This window comes from Chryseobacterium sp. T20 (genome assembly GCF_047345655.1).
Lineage (GTDB): Bacteria > Bacteroidota > Bacteroidia > Flavobacteriales > Weeksellaceae > Chryseobacterium.
This window is the reverse complement of record NZ_JBLFDU010000003.1, coordinates 337,187-355,808: the sequence shown is the minus strand read 5'-3', so window position 1 is coordinate 355,808 and position 18,622 is coordinate 337,187. Positions and strand designations below refer to the sequence as shown.

Sequence of the window (18,622 nt, the reverse complement as noted above, 5' to 3'; positions counted from 1 at the left end):
TATTATTAGTTTAGTTTTTAGTCCGCTAAAAATAAACATTTTTGTGGTAGGTTGTTCCGGAATGTATGAAAAATAAAAAAGCCCTGAAAAACAGGGCTTTTAAACTATAATTGAGAAAGTAAATTTCTGAAGTTCGTTTTTTCATCAATGATTCTTCTCAACTCTGAAACAGGAACTCTTTCCTGCTGCATTGTGTCTCTGTCTCTGATGGTTACGGTGTGATCAACTAAAGAGTCATGATCCACAGTGATACAGTATGGAGTACCAATGGCATCCTGTCTTCTGTAACGCTTTCCGATTGCATCTTTTTCTTCGTAGAATAAGTTGAAATCATATTTCAGATCATTGAAGATCTTTTCTGCATATTCTGCTAAACCATCTCTCTTCATCAATGGAAGAATGGCTGCTTTAATTGGTGCCAATGCCGGAGGTAACGATAAAACTGTTCTTTCTGAACCGTCTTCTAACGTTTCGTCTCTTAAACAATGAGAGAATATGGAAAGGAATAATCTGTCTAAACCTACTGAAGTTTCCACTACATAAGGAACATAGTTTTCGTTTCTCTCAGGATCAAAGAACTGAAGTTTTCTTCCTGAGAATTCTTCATGCGCTTTTAAGTCGAAATCCGTTCTTGAGTGAATACCTTCCAGTTCTTTAAATCCGAATGGGAAATTAAACTCAATATCAGCCGCAGCATTCGCATAGTGAGCCAATTTCTCGTGATCATGGAATCTGTAGTTCTCATTACCCAAACCTAAAGCTCTGTGCCAGTTCAGACGTTTTTGCTTCCATTGCTCATAGAATTCAAGTTCCGTTCCCGGAGCAACGAAGAACTGCATTTCCATCTGTTCAAATTCACGCATTCTGAAGATAAACTGTCTTGCAACAATCTCATTTCTGAAAGCCTTACCAATCTGAGCAATACCGAAAGGAAGTTTATGACGTGAAGTTTTCTGTACATTCAGGAAGTTTACGAAGATACCCTGAGCCGTTTCCGGTCTCAAGTAAAGATCCATCGCACTGTCAGCAGAAGCTCCCAGTTTTGTTCCGAACATCAGGTTGAATTGTCTTACTTCCGTCCAGTTTTTAGAACCTGTATCAGGATCTGCAATTTCAAGCTCTTCAATCAAAGCTTTTACATCAGCAAGGTCTTCATTTTCCAGAGATTTTGCCAGTCTTGAAAGAATAGCCTCTCTTTTGGCTCTGTATTCCAGAATTTTTGGATTTGTAGCCACAAACTGATCTTTATCGAAAGCATCACCGAATCTTTTCGCTGCTTTTTCGATTTCTTTATTCTCTTTATCTTCAATTTTAGCACAATAATCTTCTACCAAAACGTCTGCTCTGAAACGTTTCTTAGAATCTTTATTATCAATCAATGGATCGTTGAAAGCGTCTACGTGGCCTGATGCTTTCCATGTGGTTGGGTGCATAAGGATCGCCGAATCAATGCCGACAATATTTTCGTTAAGCTGTACCATAGCTTTCCACCAATATTGTTTGATATTATTTTTTAGTTCGGCACCGTTCTGTCCATAATCATAAACAGCGGATAAACCATCATAGATCTCACTCGATGGGAAAATAAAACCATATTCTTTAGCGTGAGAAATCACTTTCTTGAAAACATCTTCTTGCTTTGCCATAATTTTTTTACGTCTGAAATGCAAAAATAGCAATTTGGATCCAAAATCATGAGTTTCAATAAAAAAAGCCGTTAATAAACAGACAAATATTTACATTTTAATTGTACAGGAGCCGGGAACCTGCTCTCCGTTGCAATTCCTCGTTAGGCGGCTCTGCTTCGCACCGCCGCCTCCCTGCGGGATTTTCTCTTAGATCGGGGCTATTGATAAAGGAATGTCTAAACCTAACAGGTTTTCAAAACCTGTTAGGTTTACAAAGATAGCAGCATATAATATCAGTCGAAAATCTTTACTTTTGCCGAATGTTAGAAATTCTTTATCGCGATGAGTATCTTATTGCCATCAATAAACCCAGCGGATTACTGGTTCATAAATCTTTCTATGCGGGGGAAGCCGATACCTACGCTATTCAGGAATTGAAGAAGCAGATTGGGCAAAAAGTGTATCCTGTACACCGTTTAGACCGAAAAACTTCGGGTGTTCTGCTGTTTACTTTAGATAAAGATACCCTTAGAACCATGAGTGAGCAGTTTGCATCACGGGAAGTGGAGAAGAAATATCTGGCCATTCTTCGGGGCTGGACAAAAGAAGAAGAAACCATTGATTATGACTTGGTTAATGAAAATGAAGTCAAACAAAATGCCGTTACAAACTATCGTCGTTTACAGACTTCAGAAATAGATTTACCTTTTCTAAAGCACCAGACTTCGAGATATTCTTTGGTAGAAGCAATTCCTGAAACCGGAAGATTCCATCAGTTGAGAAAACATTTTAAACATATTCTTCACCCTATTTTAGGTTGCCGAAAACATGGCTGCAATAAACAGAACAAATTGTGGCTTCAAACATTTGAGATCAGCAAAATGACACTTCATGCCCATCAATTGATTTTCAATCATCCTGTTTCTAATGAAAGAATCACTGTAAATGCTACTATAGATGAAGAGTTCAAAAGAGTAGGAGATATTCTGAAATTTGATCTGAGTGCGTACTCTTCATTAAAATCTTAATATTTTAAATATCCTTGTCAAGGTTTTAAACCTTGACAAGGATGGTGAATGTATTTCTCTGTTTCTATTGTCTTAACGCAATGCTCACAAAGTTTAAGTATTTCTGCTTTTTATTTCCGATCGCAAGGGCACTTCGTTCAACCAAGACTGATAGTGTGAACTTCGCTTAGTGAAACGCCTTTGCGATCAAAAAAAATTTTTCAGGATGGTGATATTTCTTTGTGATCGTAGCGTTAAAAAATCTTACTGATTTCTAGAATATATAGTTGTTTTCCAGCTTATAGATACTATAGATCAGACATTTTGATAAAATATCATAGGTTAATCTGCGATTAATTTTAAAATGAGTAATTTTGTAAAACTTTTTTTCAATGTACAAATCGCTCATTCGTCCGATCCTTTTCAAATTTGATCCTGAAGAAGTTCATCATTTTACATTTTCAATGCTTAAAAATTTTGGATTTCTTACCAAACTGTTTTTACCAAAACCTATTGAAGACAAACGTCTGGAAAGAGAAGTCTTTGGATTGAAATTTAAAAATCCTGTAGGACTGGCTGCCGGTTTCGATAAAAATGCAGTGTTATTTAACGAATTGGGAGACCTTGGTTTCGGATTTGTAGAAATCGGGACGGTAACGCCAAGAGCTCAGGCTGGAAATCCTAAGAAAAGATTGTTCCGTCTTATTGAAGATGGTGGAATCATCAACAGAATGGGATTCAACAATGACGGTCTTCAAGCGGCTATTGAAAAGCTGAAATCCAACAAAGGGAAAATAATTATCGGTGGAAACATCGGAAAAAATACAGATACAAGCCCGGAACATTATACTCAGGATTATCTGGACTGTTTCGAAGGTCTTCATCCTCATGTAGATTACTTTGTCCTGAATGTAAGCTGCCCGAATGTTGGAAGTCACGCCAAGCTGGAAGATGTAGACTATCTGAGAGAGCTAATTACAGAAGTGAAAAAAATAAACCAGTCAAAATCTGTACAGAAACCTATATTACTGAAAATTGCTCCGGATCTGAATAACAATCAATTGGATGAAATCATTGAACTGATTGCAGAAACAAAGATTGATGGTATTGTAGTGTCCAATACTTCTGTGAACAGAGAAGGTCTGAAAACCTCTCCTGAAGTTTTAGAACAGATCGGAAATGGTGGATTAAGTGGAAAACCTATCCGTGAGAGAAGTACAAAAATGATCAAATACCTTGCTGATAAAAGCAACAGAGCATTTCCAATTATTGGAGTAGGAGGAATTCATTCTGCTAAAGATGCGATGGAGAAGTTAGATGCAGGAGCTACACTGGTTCAGTTGTACACAGGATTTATTTATGAAGGTCCGGAACTGATCAACGAAATCAACAAGGAACTTCTGAAAAGAGCAAGCAGATTACCAAGATAAAAATAGAAAGAGAGTTCATTGGACTCTCTTTTTTATTTTGACTTTACAACGGATGCATTTTTTAGATCTACGGTAAGCGTATGGGCAGGAGTGCTTTCTGACTTGTTGATTTTATATTGTATGGTTTGCCTGTCTTTGGATCTTGTTTTGGTGACGTCGTAGATATTTTCCCAGCAGCTTTCAATCAAGAATTCCTCATAGTTTTTATAATTCCAGTCTTTGGTGAAATAAAGGACTCTGTAGCCTTTTTCTCCGTCACTAGCCCCACATTGCCCACAGGCATTAAAATTGGAAGTCTGCTCAAAATAAAGCAAAACCCTATTTCCATTTTCTCCTGAAGAATAGGAGATCAATTCATTTCCGCCTGCTTTATTAATGAAATCGTAGGTGTTGATTTTTTTATTATTCGGTAAGTACAGATAATTGTTGAGACGGTAGATCATCGCATTGCCAGTAAATAACTTTGCCGGCTGGGATTTTTTGTCCAGATAAAAATTTCCGGGAATTGGATTATTTTTAAGAGTTGATTGATCAAATATAATAGACTCCTTTGGTGTTAATTTTTGAGCTATTTCATCAGTCTTTTCTACTTTCTGAAGAGAAGTGATCTGCTCTTTCAAAAGCTTCGAATTCTGTTTTTGTTTCGTTCCAAAGTTATACAGCGACAGACTTCCATAATAGTCATATATTCCGGTAAGCGGGATTTTCTTTTTGTATTTGTCATAATAGTACCATCCATCCACATAATGCTGATACTGATCACAGTCTACAATACCTGTATAGTTGAGTTCCATGGTAATAGGTACTCCGTTGATCTCTCCGGTAAAAGTCTGGGAAGAATCAGTTACTTTCTTTAATTCAACTTTCTGACTGAGAAAAAATGTGAGGAAAAAGAAAAAGAAGACACTGAAAATTTTTTTCATGGTTGAGTTATCGTGGATTTTAGTTTTTTTAAATGAAGAAGTGTGCGATGGTGTAGATGATCAACCCGACCAGTCCGCCTACCAGCGTTCCGTTGACTCTGATAAACTGCAGATCTTTTCCTACTTCCAGTTCCAGCTTTTCGCTGAGTTCTTTTCCCTGCCAGTTTCCAACGGTAGTACTGATGAGGTTTCCGAATTGATGGGTGTTTTTCAGAATATATTTATATGCCGTCACCCGAACCCAATGATCAATTTTGTTCTGAAGGCTTTCATCGGTTTTTAAATTCTGGGCAAACTCATTCAAATTTTTAGTAAGATAGTTTTTCAAAGCCGAGTTTTCCTCCTGAAGTTCTTTCATCAGCGTTTTTTTGATGGAGACCCAGATGTCATTGGAATATTCATCCAATTTGTCATTTTTCAGAAGCCCGTTTTTGATGGTTTTAAATTCTTCATCCCATTTCGGATCTTCTTTCAGATCAACGGAGAATTCATGAATTTTCTGGGTAATTAATCCTCTTACTTCGTGCTCGGGATTTTCTTCTATTTCTTTAAAAAAATCAGAAAGTCCATCAGCAATTTTATCAGCAATTTTAGTATCGACAAAAGATGGAATGAATGAATAACTGCCTTTTTTTACCCGCTCCTGAATCATTTCATCGTTTTCAATGATGTATTCTTTGATCTGTTTTGAAAGATTGGTGATAATTCTCTGATGGTCGTTTTTTTCCAGAATATAACCAATTCCGTTTCCCACCACTTTATTAAGCTTGATATCATCTGTCATTTCAGAAACCTTTTTGCTGATAAACTGGCTTACCGTAGAATCATCAAGTTTATTAAGAATATCAAGAACAATATCCGAAAGGTTTTTAATCAGAATTTCCTGACTTTTTTCCTTGCCCAGCCATTCCCCGACAAAATTGGAAACTTTTAGCTTTTGGATATAAGGACGTATATTCTGTGGGGACAGGAAGTTACCCACGACAAAATTTCCAAGGTTGTCTCCCAGTCTCTGTTTACTGTTCTCGATCAGGTTGGTATGGGGAATAGGAAGCCCGAGAGGATGACGGAACAATGCAGTTACTGCAAACCAGTCCGCAAGTGCACCTACCATTGCCGCTTCAGCAAAAGCCCGTACATAACCAATCCAATGAGAGTGATTAGACTTCTGTAAAATAGTGGTAACAATGAAAATAACAGCCATCAGGACAAATAATCCGGTGGCAAATGCTTTGTATTTTCTGAGTTGTTTTCTTTTTGCTTCGTCATTCATATTCTCAAATTTACTAAATTTGGTTATGAAACCATTCGTGGTTAAAGAATTAAAATTTACGATGAAATTTTTAATTTCAATAATCATATTAATTGCTCTGCAGGCATGTACGCAGAAATACGAACCTATTAAAACCCTTCCTATGGAAAATACAGAAGCAAAAAACAATCCATACTATTCCAGAACAGATACTACCAAACTCAATGTTTCCAATGAAGAATGGAAAAAGCTCCTTGCTCCAGATCTCTACGCTATTGCCAGAGAAGCAGCTACAGAAAGAGCTTTTACAGGAAAATACAATGAATTTGATGAGGTAGGTGAGTATTATTGTGCCGTGTGTGGAAATCATCTGTTTCGCTCTACATCAAAATTTTCCAGCAGCTGTGGATGGCCAAGTTTCTTTGAAGCAGATAAAGAAGGCGTGTATTATGTAAGAGATCAGTCGTATGGAATGGATAGAGTAGAAGTACTCTGCAAAAGATGTGATTCCCATCTGGGACACGTTTTCGATGATGGCCCAAAGCCTACAGGGCTGAGATATTGTATGAATTCTGTAAGCCTTGAATTTGTTCCGGATTCTCAAAAATAAGGGCTTTAATTCACAAAATCAGGACGTTAAAGTTTCTTAAATAGCGTTAAACTTTTTAGAGTTATAACCCTTTGGTAATTATGTTTTTATAATTTTGCCCCACTAATTTGGATTTATATAGTATTGAATGAAAGGATTTTATAGCGTATTAGGCCTTGTTTACATGGTGACGACTTCATTCTACATTTCCCCAAAAGTGGTGGCGAAAAGTGAGAATGTAACAACGAAAACTGAAAAAGTAGCTGAAACGAAATCTGAGAAGAGCACAACAGTCGTGTCTTCATCAGAAGCATTGTACCAATCTATTGCCTTTGACCCGGAACATGAACTGAACTATGAGGTGTTCTCAAAAGCATTGACTGGCTATGAAAATTTAAAAAAAGCAGGTTTGCTTACCCAGGATTCGCATTTATTAACCATCTGCGATTTTTCTATGTCTTCTAACACCAAAAGACTTTGGATCATTGACCTTGAAGACAAAAAAGTTCTGTTCAACTCATTAGTAGCACACGGAAAAAATACCGGCGAAGAATTTGCGACGAATTTTTCTAACAAGGAAAGTTCGCTGCAGAGTAGTCTGGGATTTTATATCACGGATGCAACCTATCAGGGTGATAACGGATACTCTCTGAAGTTATTGGGAATGGATAAGGGCTTTAATGATGCTGCATACAGAAGAGCAATTGTAATGCATGGTGCGGATTATGTGAGTGATGCATTTGCTGCGATGCACAAAAGAATTGGAAGAAGCTGGGGATGCCCTGCCGTCCCAAGAGAACTGACACAGTCTATAATCAACACGATTAAAGGAAAAAACTGTCTGTTCATTTATTATCCCGATCAGAATTATCTTTCTTCCTCAGAATGGTTGAAAGCGTAAGATTAAAAAAGCAGTCAAAAAATGACTGCTTTTTTCTTTTGAAGAAATTATTGTAAATACTGTTGAATAATAGTTCTGGCTTCTTCAATGCCATTGCTGATTCGGGCAATTATTTTTCCGTTTTCATCAATGATAAAATGAATAGGATAATTGGTTGCATTCACTTTCTTTTGGAAGTCTTTGTTTACATCAAAGAAATTAATCCAATTCGCATTGTTTTTCTTTAAAATATTCTTGGCAACCTCCATTCTATTAGGTTTTTGCTCGTCTGTTATCGTAATGAAGTTTACATTTTGATCTTTATATTCATTGTACAGCTTCACAATTTCAGGCATTCCTTTGATGCAGGGAGCACAAGTGGTTGACCAGTAATCAATAAAGGTTAATTTGTATTTCTTAAAGTCTTCCGAAGTTAATTTATTCTGCTTGTCAAAATAAATGTCAGGTATTTTCTGTCCGATGGAGGTAGATTGTTCTGCTTTTAAACGAGCCTCAACACCTTTGTATAATTTGTTTTGCTTAAATTTTGGAGAAAATAAATTCAGGTTTTTCAAGTAAGCAGGATGGTAATCGTTAAGAGTATAATCATTCACAATTTCCCATAATGCAACATATGAATTGGGATTTTTTCTGATGTATTCTCCTAAAAACTCCTGTTTTTTGTCCATATTGATCAAGCTATCACTTTGATAGGGATTTTTTGATTTTATATAAAACGGTTCCAATGATGTTTGTAAAATCTTATATTCTCTGTTGGTCGGAGAATCTATATTAGGTTCTACATTATTAAAGTCTTTGGGTAAATCAATTTTATATTTTCCTTTTTCTAAAAAAAATACTTTGGTACTATAACCTGCTTTACCCTCTTTTCCCATATAACCAAAAGCTACTGGTTGAGGGTATTCTATAAAACCATTGACAATATTTTTCTTTTGAATTTTAAAATAATAAATGGAATGAGCCATCCTGATCTTTTTTCCAAAATCAGAAATATTGTTGTTCGTTTGTATTCTGAATGTATAAAGGTCTCCAAATCCTTTTCTCGTCGATGGAGCTCCCAACATGAGGCTGTCATTAATGTATGAATCTGAACGGAGATCAATTTCAAAATTATTCTGAGAATAAATACAATTTGAAATAAGCATCAATAGTGCATAGAAAAGTTTCTTCATAAAATATTTTGTAGGGGAACTAACTTACAAAAACTTTCATACATAAAAAATCCCTGTGCTTTAAAAACACAGGGATTGTCAATATTTTATTAAAGATCTTCCTACATTTTGCCCTTAGGACTAAGCAAGAATCTATTAGTAAATTTCAGCTATAAGAATCACTCGAAATGCATTTTAAAAATTAAGAAAATTTCTTAAAAATTAAAGTGGCATTATGACCTCCAAATCCAAAAGCATTACTTAAAGCATACGTAATGTCTTTTTCCTTTGCTTCTCCAAAGACAATATTGATATCCTGAGGAATATTCTCATCAATACTGTGAAGATTGATTGTTGGAGGAATAATTCCGTTCTGAATGGCCTTGATTGAAAGAATGGCTTCCACTGCTCCGGCAGCACCCAATAAGTGCCCGGTCATGGATTTCGTTGCACTGATATCAAGGTTTTTGCTTCCTTTAAATAACTTATTAATTCCGTTCAGTTCAACCAGGTCTCCCAGTGGAGTAGACGTAGCATGTGGATTAATATAATCAATATCACCTACATTGATTTCTGCTTCATTAAGAGCCAACTGCATTGCTTTAATGGCTCCAACACCATCAGGATGAGGTGCTGTCATATGATAGGCATCTGCTGTCATCGCTGCACCCACCAGCTCTGCATAGATTTTTGCTCCTCTTGCTTTGGCATGCTCATATTCTTCCAGGATCAGAGTTCCCGAACCTTCACCCATTACAAAACCGTCTCTGTCTGCATCATAAGGACGGCTTGCTGTTGCAAAATCATCATTTCTTGTAGACATGGCTTTCATAATAGAAAATCCTCCGATAGAAGCAGGAGAAATGGCAGCCTCAGAGCCACCGCTTACAATCACTTTTGCTTTTCCAAGACGAATATAATTGAAGGCATCCATTAATGCCGTATTTCCTGTAGCACAAGCAGAAACAGTTGTATAATTGATTCCCTGAAGACCATATTTCATAGAAATCATTCCTGATGCCATATTAGCAATAAATTTCGGGACAAAGAAAGGATTGAATCTTGGAGTTCCGTCCCCAGCTGCAAAATTCATGACCTCACTTTCGAAAGTCCACATTCCTCCCTGTCCTGTTCCCCAGATCACACCAATATCAAATGGATCCATGTTTTCCAGCTCAAGCCCTGAATCTTTTAAAGCTTCTGCTGTGGAATACATGGCATATTGTGAAAATAAATCACTTCTTTTAATTTCGTTGTGGGTTAAATGTACTTTTGGATCAAAATTTTTAACTTCACAAGCAAAATGTACTTTAAACTTTTCTGTATCAAAATGGGTGATTTTGTTTGCTCCACTCACTCCATTGATGCTGTTTTGCCAAAATTCTTCGACATTATTTCCCAAAGGCGTCACTGCGCCAAGACCTGTAATGACAACTCTTTTCATACTTAGTTATTGATTTTGAATAAATTCGAGGTTCCTCTCGCTATTAGGCGGGTCTTATCTGCATTCCATATTTCGCACTGAGCGTTTACAAACTGCTTTCCTCTTTTAATGATTTTAGTTTCGGCTACAATATTATCATTTTCTTTTGCAGTTGAAAAATAATCAATGACATTATTTATAGTGGTAATGAAAGAATTTTCATTTAAAGAAAACATGGTAGCACCAATGATATCGTCTATAATGGCAGCCGTAACTCCACCGTGAAGGTTTCCAATCGGGTTCAACCATTCCGGTCTTATGGTATATTGAAATTCCAGTTGTCCTTCTTCTACAGAAAGAACAATAGGATTAAGCCATTTCATAAATGGAGACGGAGATTGGTCAAATTCTTTTCCGATGAATTGTTTTAATTGTGCTAATCTATCCATACTTAATTTTTACTTTTCTAAAATCATTGTTACTCCCTGTCCACGGGCTGCACAGATGGATATAAATCCTTTTCCGTTGCCTTTTTCATGAAGAAGTTTTGCCAGTGTTGCGATAATTCTTCCCCCTGTTGCGGCAAACGGATGCGCTGCTGCAAGGCTTCCTCCTTTCACATTCAGTTTGCTTCTGTCAATTTTCCCCAGAGCTTTTTCCAATCCGAATTTTTTGGCAAGCTCCTCATTTTCCCAGATTTTGATGGTAGCTAAAACTTGTGCGGCAAATGCTTCATGAATTTCATAATAATCAAAATCAGATAAATTCATGCCTGCTTTTTTAAGCATTCTCTCTGCTGCAAAAACAGGGGCAAGAAGTAAATCTTGCTTATTTTCTACATATTCTATTCCTGCGAGTTCAGAAAAGCTGATATAGGCTAAAACAGGAAGGTTATTGGCTTTCGCCCATTCTTCACTGGCCAGTAAAACTGCGGAAGCACCATCCGTAAATGGCGTTGAATTTCCTGCCGTTAAAGTTCCGTTCTGTTTATCAAAAGCAGGTTTCAGCTGTGAAAGCTTCTCAATACTGCTATCACGTCTCAGGTTATTATCTTTGTCTAAACCAAAGGCCGGAGTAATCATATCATCAAAGAACCCTTCATCATAGGCTTTTGCCATATTCTGGTGGCTTTTTAAAGCTAATTCGTCCTGTTCTTGTCTTGAAATATTGTAATATTTTGCTGTTATTTCTGTGTGTTCACCCATAACCAGACCTGTTTTGGGTTCCTGTCCCTTATAAGGAATTGGCATCCAGTCTTTCAGTCTAGGGCTTAACAGTTGTTTTAATTTTCCAAACGCTGATTTTTCTTTATTCGCTTGTAAAAGGGCTTTTCTTAATCTAGGTGAAGATTCGAATGGAATGTTACTCATCGCTTCCACTCCACAGGCAATACCACAATCTATCTGCCCCAGGGCAATTTTATTTCCGATATAAATAGCTGCTTCAATTCCTGTATCACACGCCTGTTGTAGATCACAAGCAGGTGTTGCTGGGTCAAGAGTGGTATTCATCACTGTTTCTCTGATGAGGTTACTCTCAGAAATATGTTTAATGACTGCACCTCCGGCAACTTCTCCGAGTCGTTTTCCTTTTAAATGATAACGATCTATTAATCCGTTGAGAGAAGCAAGAAGAAGATCCTGATTACCCTGCTCTGAATAAGCGGTATTCATTCTGGCAAAAGGAATTCTGTTGTATCCTACAATAGCCACTTTTTTTGTTTCCATATTGTATAATTTATGATGGAAGAATATTGAGTTCATGATCAATCATATGACTGACTTTATCTAAAGCATGGTTTAGAAAACTTTGGTCACCCATTGTTTTTGAAAGTAGAATTCCGCCTTCAATAAGCATGATGAATAGGGAGGCGAATTGCTCAGCACTGACTTTTTTATCAATTTCACCTTTACTTTGTCCTTCTGCAATGGCATTTGATATTTTTGTCATCCATTGTTCAAAGGATTTTTTAACCTGTGTTTTTAAAGCAGGAAAAGAATCATCAGCTTCGGTTGCGGCATTCATTAACGGACAGCCGCCGTTGGCAAAGACAAACTTCCAGTTTTTCCGGTAAAAATCTACAAAAGCATGCAGTTTATCCAGTGAAGTTGGATACTCTTCACCAAAAGAACGACTAAGTGTTTTGCTCAATAATCCGGAATTGTATTTGTAAACTTCAATTGCTACTTCATCTTTGTTTTCAAAATTTCCATAGATGCTGCCTTTTGTCAGTCCGGTTGCCTGAGTAATGTCGGACAGCGATGTGGAGATATAACCCTTGGTATTAAAAAGGGTTGCTGTTTTCTCGATGATATGCTGTTTCGTTTTTTCTGCCTTCGACATTATAAATGTTTAAATATGATGCAAATATACAAAAATATACCATTCGGTATATTTGTTTTGTAAATTTACAATTCAGAAGTTTTGGCTAAAGCCAATGGAATTATTTTTAAACAAGAAAACGGGCTAAAGCCCGTTCCTATTAATGTTGATATACTACTTAGATTCTTAACCCTCTAAAGTAGCATTCAATGTAATTTCAAAGTTGAAAGCCGCGCTTACAGGGCATCCTTCTTCAGCAATCTTAGCAAATTTCTGGAATTCTTCTTCTGAGATTCCCGGAACTTTAGCGGTAAGAGTCAATTCAGATTTCGTAATCTTTCCGATATTGGGATCAAGGGTAATTACAGAAGTTGTCTTTAATTCTTCAGGATTGTAACCTGCCTGAGATAATTCTGCATCCAGTTTCATTGTGAAGCATCCTGCATGGGCTGCTGCCAATAATTCTTCAGGATTTGTACCTACACCATCCGCAAAACGGCTGTTGAAAGAATATTGAGTCTGGTTTAAAGTTGTACTCTGAGTAGTTAAATGTCCTTTTCCTTCTTTAATGGTACCGTTCCAAACGGCTGTTGCGTTACGTCTCATAATGTTTGTTTTTGTATTTAGTATTGTTGTTTGATTTTGATGTTACAAAGGTATGTCTGCAGTGGGGAGTATTCAATAGATAAAATGACTTAAATATTGTACTTTTTTCCCGTAGTGTAATTTTTTTTAAAATTAGCAGGTGTGCTTCCTGTTTTGTTGGTGAAAAGACGGTTGAAATAAGCAGGATCTTCATAGCCTAGATCGTAGGCAATTTCTTTCACAGGTTTATCCGTATAAAACAGTAACCTTTTTGCTTCTAATAAGATTCTGTTGATGATAAACTGATTGGGTGAGTCCAGATTTAAATTTTTAAATTTATGGGTTAACGTTTTCGGAGCTATATGAAGCAGCTCAGCATATTCGGCTACATTATGCTTCTCTCTGAAATGAATTTCCAGATGTCTGCTGAAATCCCGAAAAATATCAAGTTCACTGCCTGGTATTCTGAGCGTGTCATTATCCAGATTTTGTTTCTTCCACTTACGGGTAGCCCTGATGATAATCTGTTTTACATAGGTTCTGATCATTTCCTCTGCGGAAGAATCTTTCCATTCAAGTTCATCCTGAATATTCCGGAACAAACTTTTTATAAGAGAGGTTTCTGAATCATCAAGCTCTACAAAAGGAATTTCAAATACATTATGGAAGAGAAGTCCGTCGCAAGCCACTTCTTTATCATGGATCTGGATGCAGTAGAAATCACGGTTGTAGAAAAGGAGGATAGACTCATCTTTTCCTTTTTGTATATTTAAATGCTGGTTAGTCAGGAAAAAAAGAGAAGGTTTTTTGGTTGTATAATGATTAAAATCTACCGAAAGTTCATATCCTGAAGGAATAAAAAATACTTTAATATCTGTCCTGAATTGATTCCCGTTGAAATTCTCCAGATTTTCTTCTGAAAATATTTCCAGTCCGAGTCTTTTATATTGATCTTCAAAAATAAGCTGGTGCGGCATCCTTTAACTTTAGTTTAAAGATACAAAAAAGGACGATTTGAGCTGTATTAAATTATTAAACCTATGATTTCTTATGTTTGATCTATAAAATTGAAATAAAATAAATCGGAAATATGTTTTTACATTGATATTATTTTATCATTTTTACAAAGATTTGTATTGTGACCTAAAAGTATTAACCTTTTTTCATAACTGCCTGTATGAGCGAATTAGAAAATATTCTGAGAGAAATAACTCCACTATCTCCTGAGGATAGTTTTCTCGTATTTGACAGGATTAAGGCCTCCTTCGACTTTCCGTACCACTATCATCCGGAAATTGAGATCAACTTTATTTATAAAGGGAAAGGCTACCGAAGAATGATTGGAGACCATACCGGAGAGATCGGAAATATAGAGTTGGTGCTGGTAGGCCCCAATTTACCACACTGTTGGGCAAATTACAGATGTAAGAACAGAAAGACCCACGAAATTACTATACAATTCAATCAGGATTTCTTCCATCAGTCCTTAATGGAAAAAAATATCCTGAAACCTATCAATAATCTGATGAAAGACTCCATCAGAGGAATTCTTTTTTCTACAGAAACGGCTGAGAAACTAAAAGATTCGTTTCTCAATCTTTCCAAGATGAACAGTTTTGAATCTTTTATAGAAATTATGAAAATTCTGAATGAATTGGCTGTAGCAGAAAACAAAATACTTTTATCTTCATATAGTATTGAGCTTGAGTCTTTTGCGGATAATGATAAAATGAAGGTTGTTCATGATTTTGTTCATAAAAATTTTGAGAACAAAATAACGCTGGATAATGTAGCATCATTGGTGAATATGAGTAATGTGACGTTTAACAGGTTTATCAAGAAAAGAACCGGGAAAACTTTTGTTAATTATCTTAATGAGATTAGAATCAGTTATGCTGCGCGCTGGTTGATGGAAAAGAATCTTACAGTCTTTGAAATTGCTTTTGAAGCCGGATTTAATAATATTGCCAATTTCAATAAGGTATTTAAGTCCATTAAAAAGACAACTCCAACTGAATTTAAAGAGCAGTTTAAAGGAGTTAAAAAGATTGAATAATACGTATTAAAAATTTACTTTTTTCTTTTTTTGTACCTTATCTATTGCACTAAAATTGTGCATAGAAATCTACTTTTATTTTGTCAAAATACCTGAATAAATCCCCTTTTTTTAATTGTTTGGGAAGTGTTGTATTTTGTTGATATTTAGAATGTTAATTGCTTTTAAATTTGATTGCTGAAAAAATAATATCGTTTTATGATAAAATAGTATTATATCAGACTGGCAACAAAATTTAGATTTGTGAATGTGAATTAAATCTTAACAAAACTTTAAATTATTTAATACATAAACGGCAAAATTTTGCTGAAAAAACAATAATTTTTTTTGTATTAAAAAATAAAGTAATGTCACTGATTCTCAATTAAATCTAACGAATCTATACCTTATGAGAAAAGCAGTTATACCCGTTCTGTTCGTTTTTTCACTTACTGCGAATGCACAGGAGAAAAAAGCGGCCGACACTACGAAGACAACCAGTATTGAGGAGGTCGTGGTCACCTCTTTGGGGATAAAAAGGCAGGCCCGCTCTTTGACGTATTCCAGTCAGCAGATTGGTGGAGATGAGCTTACAGAAGTGAAAACTCCCAATCTATTAAATTCGATCAATGGAAAAGTTTCCAACGTACAGATCAACAGAACCAATGGTGTAGGTAGCTCCGTAAGGGTGATCATGAGAGGGAATAAGTCTGTCTCAAACAGCCAGCCATTGTATGTGGTTGATGGAATTCCTATCATCAATGGAACAGGAAAATCAGCGGATATAAGCCAATATGCTAATATGCCTGATCCGGGGGATGTATTAAGTTCTATCAATCCTGATGATATTGAGAGTATCAACTTCCTGAAAGGAGCATCAGCATCAGCATTATACGGTTCTGCAGGTGGAAATGGAGCTATTTTGATTACCACAAGAAAAGGAAAAATAGGTAAGAGTTCTATCTCTTATAGCTCGAGTTTAACGGTAGAAAGAGCTTATAGCCTACCAAAACTGCAACATAGTTATTTATCTTATGACCCATCCGATCCTACTCAATCTCCAGGAAATAATATTGAGAGCTGGGGAGCAAAAGGAAGTTCGAAGGATTATCTTAAAGATTTTCTGCAAACCGGAACAACATGGGTAAACAGTCTTTCTTTCCAATCTGGAAACGAAAAATCGACTAACTACTTTTCCATTGGAAATACTACCAATAAAGGAGTAATTCCGATGTCTTATTTTGATCAGTATAATGTGTCATTCAGAAACTCAAGTAAGTTTCTTGATGATAAACTGACATTGGATGCTAACTTCATTGGTTCCTTACAGGACAGTAAAAACAGACAAACACCAGGAGCTTCTTTCTCTCCTTTGGCCAGTTTATATTGGTTACCAAGAGGGGTAGATTTCGATCAATATGGACCGGATAACTATTCTTTTCTAGATAAAAAAAGACTTTTACCTGCACAAAATTGGTGGGAAGTAAAGCCTGACGGAAGTTTCAAAGGAAACCCGGAAACCCAAAACCCATATTGGATTTTAAACAGAAACCCGGTTACTGTAAAAAATAAAAATGCGTATAGCGCTGTTTCATTATCTTACGAGATCAACCCATGGTTAACTGCACGAGTAAGAGGTAATTATAGCTGGAATAGTTCAGACAGCCAGCGTGATATTTCAGCCTATTCAGCACCAAGCTTATTAGCTGGAGGACAAAATGGAAGAATGCTTAAAAATGTATACGAAAATTCTTCTACCTATGGGGATGTCCTGTTGATTGGTAGTCCAAAATTAAGCGAATCAATTTCCTTAGACTTTACCGTTGGAGGAAGTGTGAATACCACAAGTAATAAAGTGACACAGGTTGATAATGCTTATCTGTCTAATCCTAATTTATTTGCGATCAACAACCTGCAATGGAATGTAGACCGAAGCCCGGGAGATGGATATCATAACATTTACTGGAACCTGAAGAAACAGGTACGATCAGTATTTGCAAGTGCTTCCGTAGGATATAAAAATATGTTTTATGTAGATATGACCTTCAGAAATGACTGGGATTCTACTTTGGCATTAACAGGAAGAAGCGGATTTGATTATGAGTCTGTAGGAGCTAATGCAATCTTATCTTCTATCTTTAAACTTCCTGAAGCTATTAATTTCTTGAAAGTAAGGGGATCTTATGCAACTGTAGGGCTAGGATTACCAGCCAATATTTCAAATGCAATGGTCGCTTATTACAATGCCTATTCTTATGGAGTAGATGCAGGAACTATTGTATATCCGAAAAGTTCATTTGTTACCAGCCGACCAGACCTTATTCCTCGTCCGGAACTTAATAAAACGTTTGAGGCAGGAACCGAGCTGAGAATGTTTGGCAACAGATTAAATTTTGATTTTACTTACTATAACTCTAATGCCAGTAATCAGTTGTTGGAGACAACTATAGGATCTAACTTCGGAGGAATTCCATCAGGGTCATATTATATCAATGCAGGGAAAATACGCAATACAGGTTTTGAAGCGTCTTTATCATACAAAGTTTTCGGAACAGAAAAATTTGGATGGACAACTACAGTAAACGCTTCAGCAAACAAAAATACAATTGTTGAATTATTCCCGTCAAGCCTGCCTATTTCAGAAAACCAACTTTTCTCATTAACAGGAGGAGGAGATTTTACAAAACTGAGACTGGGAGGATCTTTTGGAGATCTTTATGGAGTTAAATTCAAAAGAGATGACCAGGGACGTGTTTTAGTAGATGAAAATGGAGTTCCATTAGGTACTACAGGCGATCCTCAATATTTAGGCAATCCAAACCCTAAGTTTATTCTAGGTTTTAATAACTCTTTTAATATTGGTAAACTGGGAATATCTTTCCTTATCGATGGTAAATTCGGAGGTAAAGTATTGTCTCTTACTGAAAAAGCAAATGATTTATATGGAGTAAGCCAAACGACTGCTGATGCAAGAGATGCTGGTGGAGTATCCATTCCAAATGCAGTATATGCTCCGGGTACACCTTTAGCAGGACAAGCCTATAATGGAGTTACCGATGCAAAGGCATATTATAAAAGAACTGGTGGTGCCGGTGGTATAGGGACAGGAATTGATGAAGCTTATATGTACAGTGCTACAACAATACGTTTACGCCAGGCATCCATTTCATATAGCTTTGATATCCAGTCAAAATATATGAGAAATGCAACGGTAAGTTTAGTGGGAACTAACTTGTTCTTCTTCTATAAAAAAGCACCATTTGATCCGGAACAAGTATCAGGAAATACACCTGGTGGGGTTGGGGTAGATTCATTTGGTCTGCCGGTTACCCGATCAATCGGACTATCATTAAAGGCTAACTTCTAATTTTACGAA

Annotated in this window: 16 protein-coding genes; 6 read left to right on the top strand and 10 right to left on the bottom strand. The window is 36.4% G+C overall.

Going from position 1 to position 18,622, the window contains the following annotated elements:
• Nucleotides 1-104 precede the first annotated feature (104 nt).
• Nucleotides 105-1,646 (bottom strand): glycine--tRNA ligase, encoded by a 1,542-nt coding sequence (locus tag ACMA47_RS10110; RefSeq protein WP_034691655.1) that lies wholly within the window; start codon nt 1,644-1,646, stop codon nt 105-107.
• A gap of 302 nt (nt 1,647-1,948) precedes the next feature.
• On the opposite strand from ACMA47_RS10110, the gene ACMA47_RS10105 reads away from it, so the two are divergent.
• Nucleotides 1,949-2,656 carry a pseudouridine synthase gene (locus ACMA47_RS10105; RefSeq protein WP_413929689.1) on the top strand — a complete coding sequence of 236 codons (708 nt, stop codon included), beginning with the start codon at nt 1,949-1,951 and terminating at the stop codon, nt 2,654-2,656.
• Nucleotides 2,657-3,027: 371 nt separating this feature from the next.
• Nucleotides 3,028-4,065: a quinone-dependent dihydroorotate dehydrogenase gene (locus tag ACMA47_RS10100; protein WP_413929688.1), complete on the top strand. Its 1,038-nt coding sequence runs from the start codon at nt 3,028-3,030 to the stop codon at nt 4,063-4,065.
• A gap of 32 nt (nt 4,066-4,097) precedes the next feature.
• Here the strand turns inward: ACMA47_RS10100 and ACMA47_RS10095 are convergent, their stop codons facing one another.
• Entirely contained in the window at nt 4,098-4,988 is an 891-nt protein-coding gene (locus tag ACMA47_RS10095; RefSeq protein WP_413929687.1) for a hypothetical protein, read from the bottom strand.
• Nucleotides 4,989-5,016: 28 nt separating this feature from the next.
• Nucleotides 5,017-6,261: a DUF445 domain-containing protein gene (locus tag ACMA47_RS10090; RefSeq protein WP_413929686.1), complete on the bottom strand. Its 1,245-nt coding sequence runs from the start codon at nt 6,259-6,261 to the stop codon at nt 5,017-5,019.
• A 61-nt stretch (nt 6,262-6,322) separates the two neighbouring features.
• Between ACMA47_RS10090 and msrB the strand changes: the two genes are divergently transcribed.
• Both msrB and ACMA47_RS10080 read left to right on the top strand, forming a co-directional pair.
• Nucleotides 6,323-6,850: a peptide-methionine (R)-S-oxide reductase MsrB gene (gene msrB / locus ACMA47_RS10085; protein ID WP_413929685.1), complete on the top strand. Its 528-nt coding sequence runs from the start codon at nt 6,323-6,325 to the stop codon at nt 6,848-6,850.
• A 127-nt stretch (nt 6,851-6,977) separates the two neighbouring features.
• Nucleotides 6,978-7,730: a murein L,D-transpeptidase catalytic domain family protein gene (locus ACMA47_RS10080; protein WP_413929684.1), complete on the top strand. Its 753-nt coding sequence runs from the start codon at nt 6,978-6,980 to the stop codon at nt 7,728-7,730.
• Nucleotides 7,731-7,777: 47 nt separating this feature from the next.
• Here the strand turns inward: ACMA47_RS10080 and ACMA47_RS10075 are convergent, their stop codons facing one another.
• The 7 genes from ACMA47_RS10075 to ACMA47_RS10045 all read right to left on the bottom strand — a co-directional run bounded on the left by ACMA47_RS10075 (nt 7,778) and on the right by ACMA47_RS10045 (nt 14,188).
• On the bottom strand, nt 7,778-8,902 hold the full coding sequence (locus ACMA47_RS10075; protein WP_413929683.1) for a TlpA family protein disulfide reductase: 1,125 nt from the start codon (nt 8,900-8,902) through the stop codon (nt 7,778-7,780).
• Between the two features lie 181 nt (nt 8,903-9,083).
• Nucleotides 9,084-10,325 (bottom strand): beta-ketoacyl-ACP synthase II, encoded by a 1,242-nt coding sequence (gene fabF / locus ACMA47_RS10070; RefSeq protein WP_413929682.1) that lies wholly within the window; start codon nt 10,323-10,325, stop codon nt 9,084-9,086.
• Nucleotides 10,326-10,327: 2 nt separating this feature from the next.
• Nucleotides 10,328-10,753 carry a PaaI family thioesterase gene (locus ACMA47_RS10065; RefSeq protein ID WP_034691630.1) on the bottom strand — a complete coding sequence of 142 codons (426 nt, stop codon included), beginning with the start codon at nt 10,751-10,753 and terminating at the stop codon, nt 10,328-10,330.
• 9 nt (nt 10,754-10,762) lie between these two features.
• On the bottom strand, nt 10,763-12,031 hold the full coding sequence (locus tag ACMA47_RS10060) for an acetyl-CoA C-acetyltransferase (RefSeq protein ID WP_413929681.1): 1,269 nt from the start codon (nt 12,029-12,031) through the stop codon (nt 10,763-10,765).
• A 10-nt stretch (nt 12,032-12,041) separates the two neighbouring features.
• Nucleotides 12,042-12,647: a TetR/AcrR family transcriptional regulator gene (locus ACMA47_RS10055; protein WP_413929680.1), complete on the bottom strand. Its 606-nt coding sequence runs from the start codon at nt 12,645-12,647 to the stop codon at nt 12,042-12,044.
• 165 nt (nt 12,648-12,812) lie between these two features.
• Nucleotides 12,813-13,232, bottom strand: a complete 420-nt coding sequence (locus ACMA47_RS10050; protein ID WP_413929679.1) for an OsmC family protein — start codon at nt 13,230-13,232, stop codon at nt 12,813-12,815.
• Between the two features lie 89 nt (nt 13,233-13,321).
• Nucleotides 13,322-14,188, bottom strand: a complete 867-nt coding sequence (locus ACMA47_RS10045) for a helix-turn-helix domain-containing protein (protein WP_413929678.1) — start codon at nt 14,186-14,188, stop codon at nt 13,322-13,324.
• Nucleotides 14,189-14,388: 200 nt separating this feature from the next.
• On the opposite strand from ACMA47_RS10045, the gene ACMA47_RS10040 reads away from it, so the two are divergent.
• Together ACMA47_RS10040 and ACMA47_RS10035 are read left to right on the top strand one after the other, a co-directional pair.
• Nucleotides 14,389-15,267, top strand: a complete 879-nt coding sequence (locus ACMA47_RS10040; RefSeq protein ID WP_413929677.1) for an AraC family transcriptional regulator — start codon at nt 14,389-14,391, stop codon at nt 15,265-15,267.
• A gap of 388 nt (nt 15,268-15,655) precedes the next feature.
• Entirely contained in the window at nt 15,656-18,613 is a 2,958-nt protein-coding gene (locus ACMA47_RS10035; protein ID WP_413929676.1) for a SusC/RagA family TonB-linked outer membrane protein, read from the top strand.
• Nucleotides 18,614-18,622 lie beyond the last annotated feature (9 nt).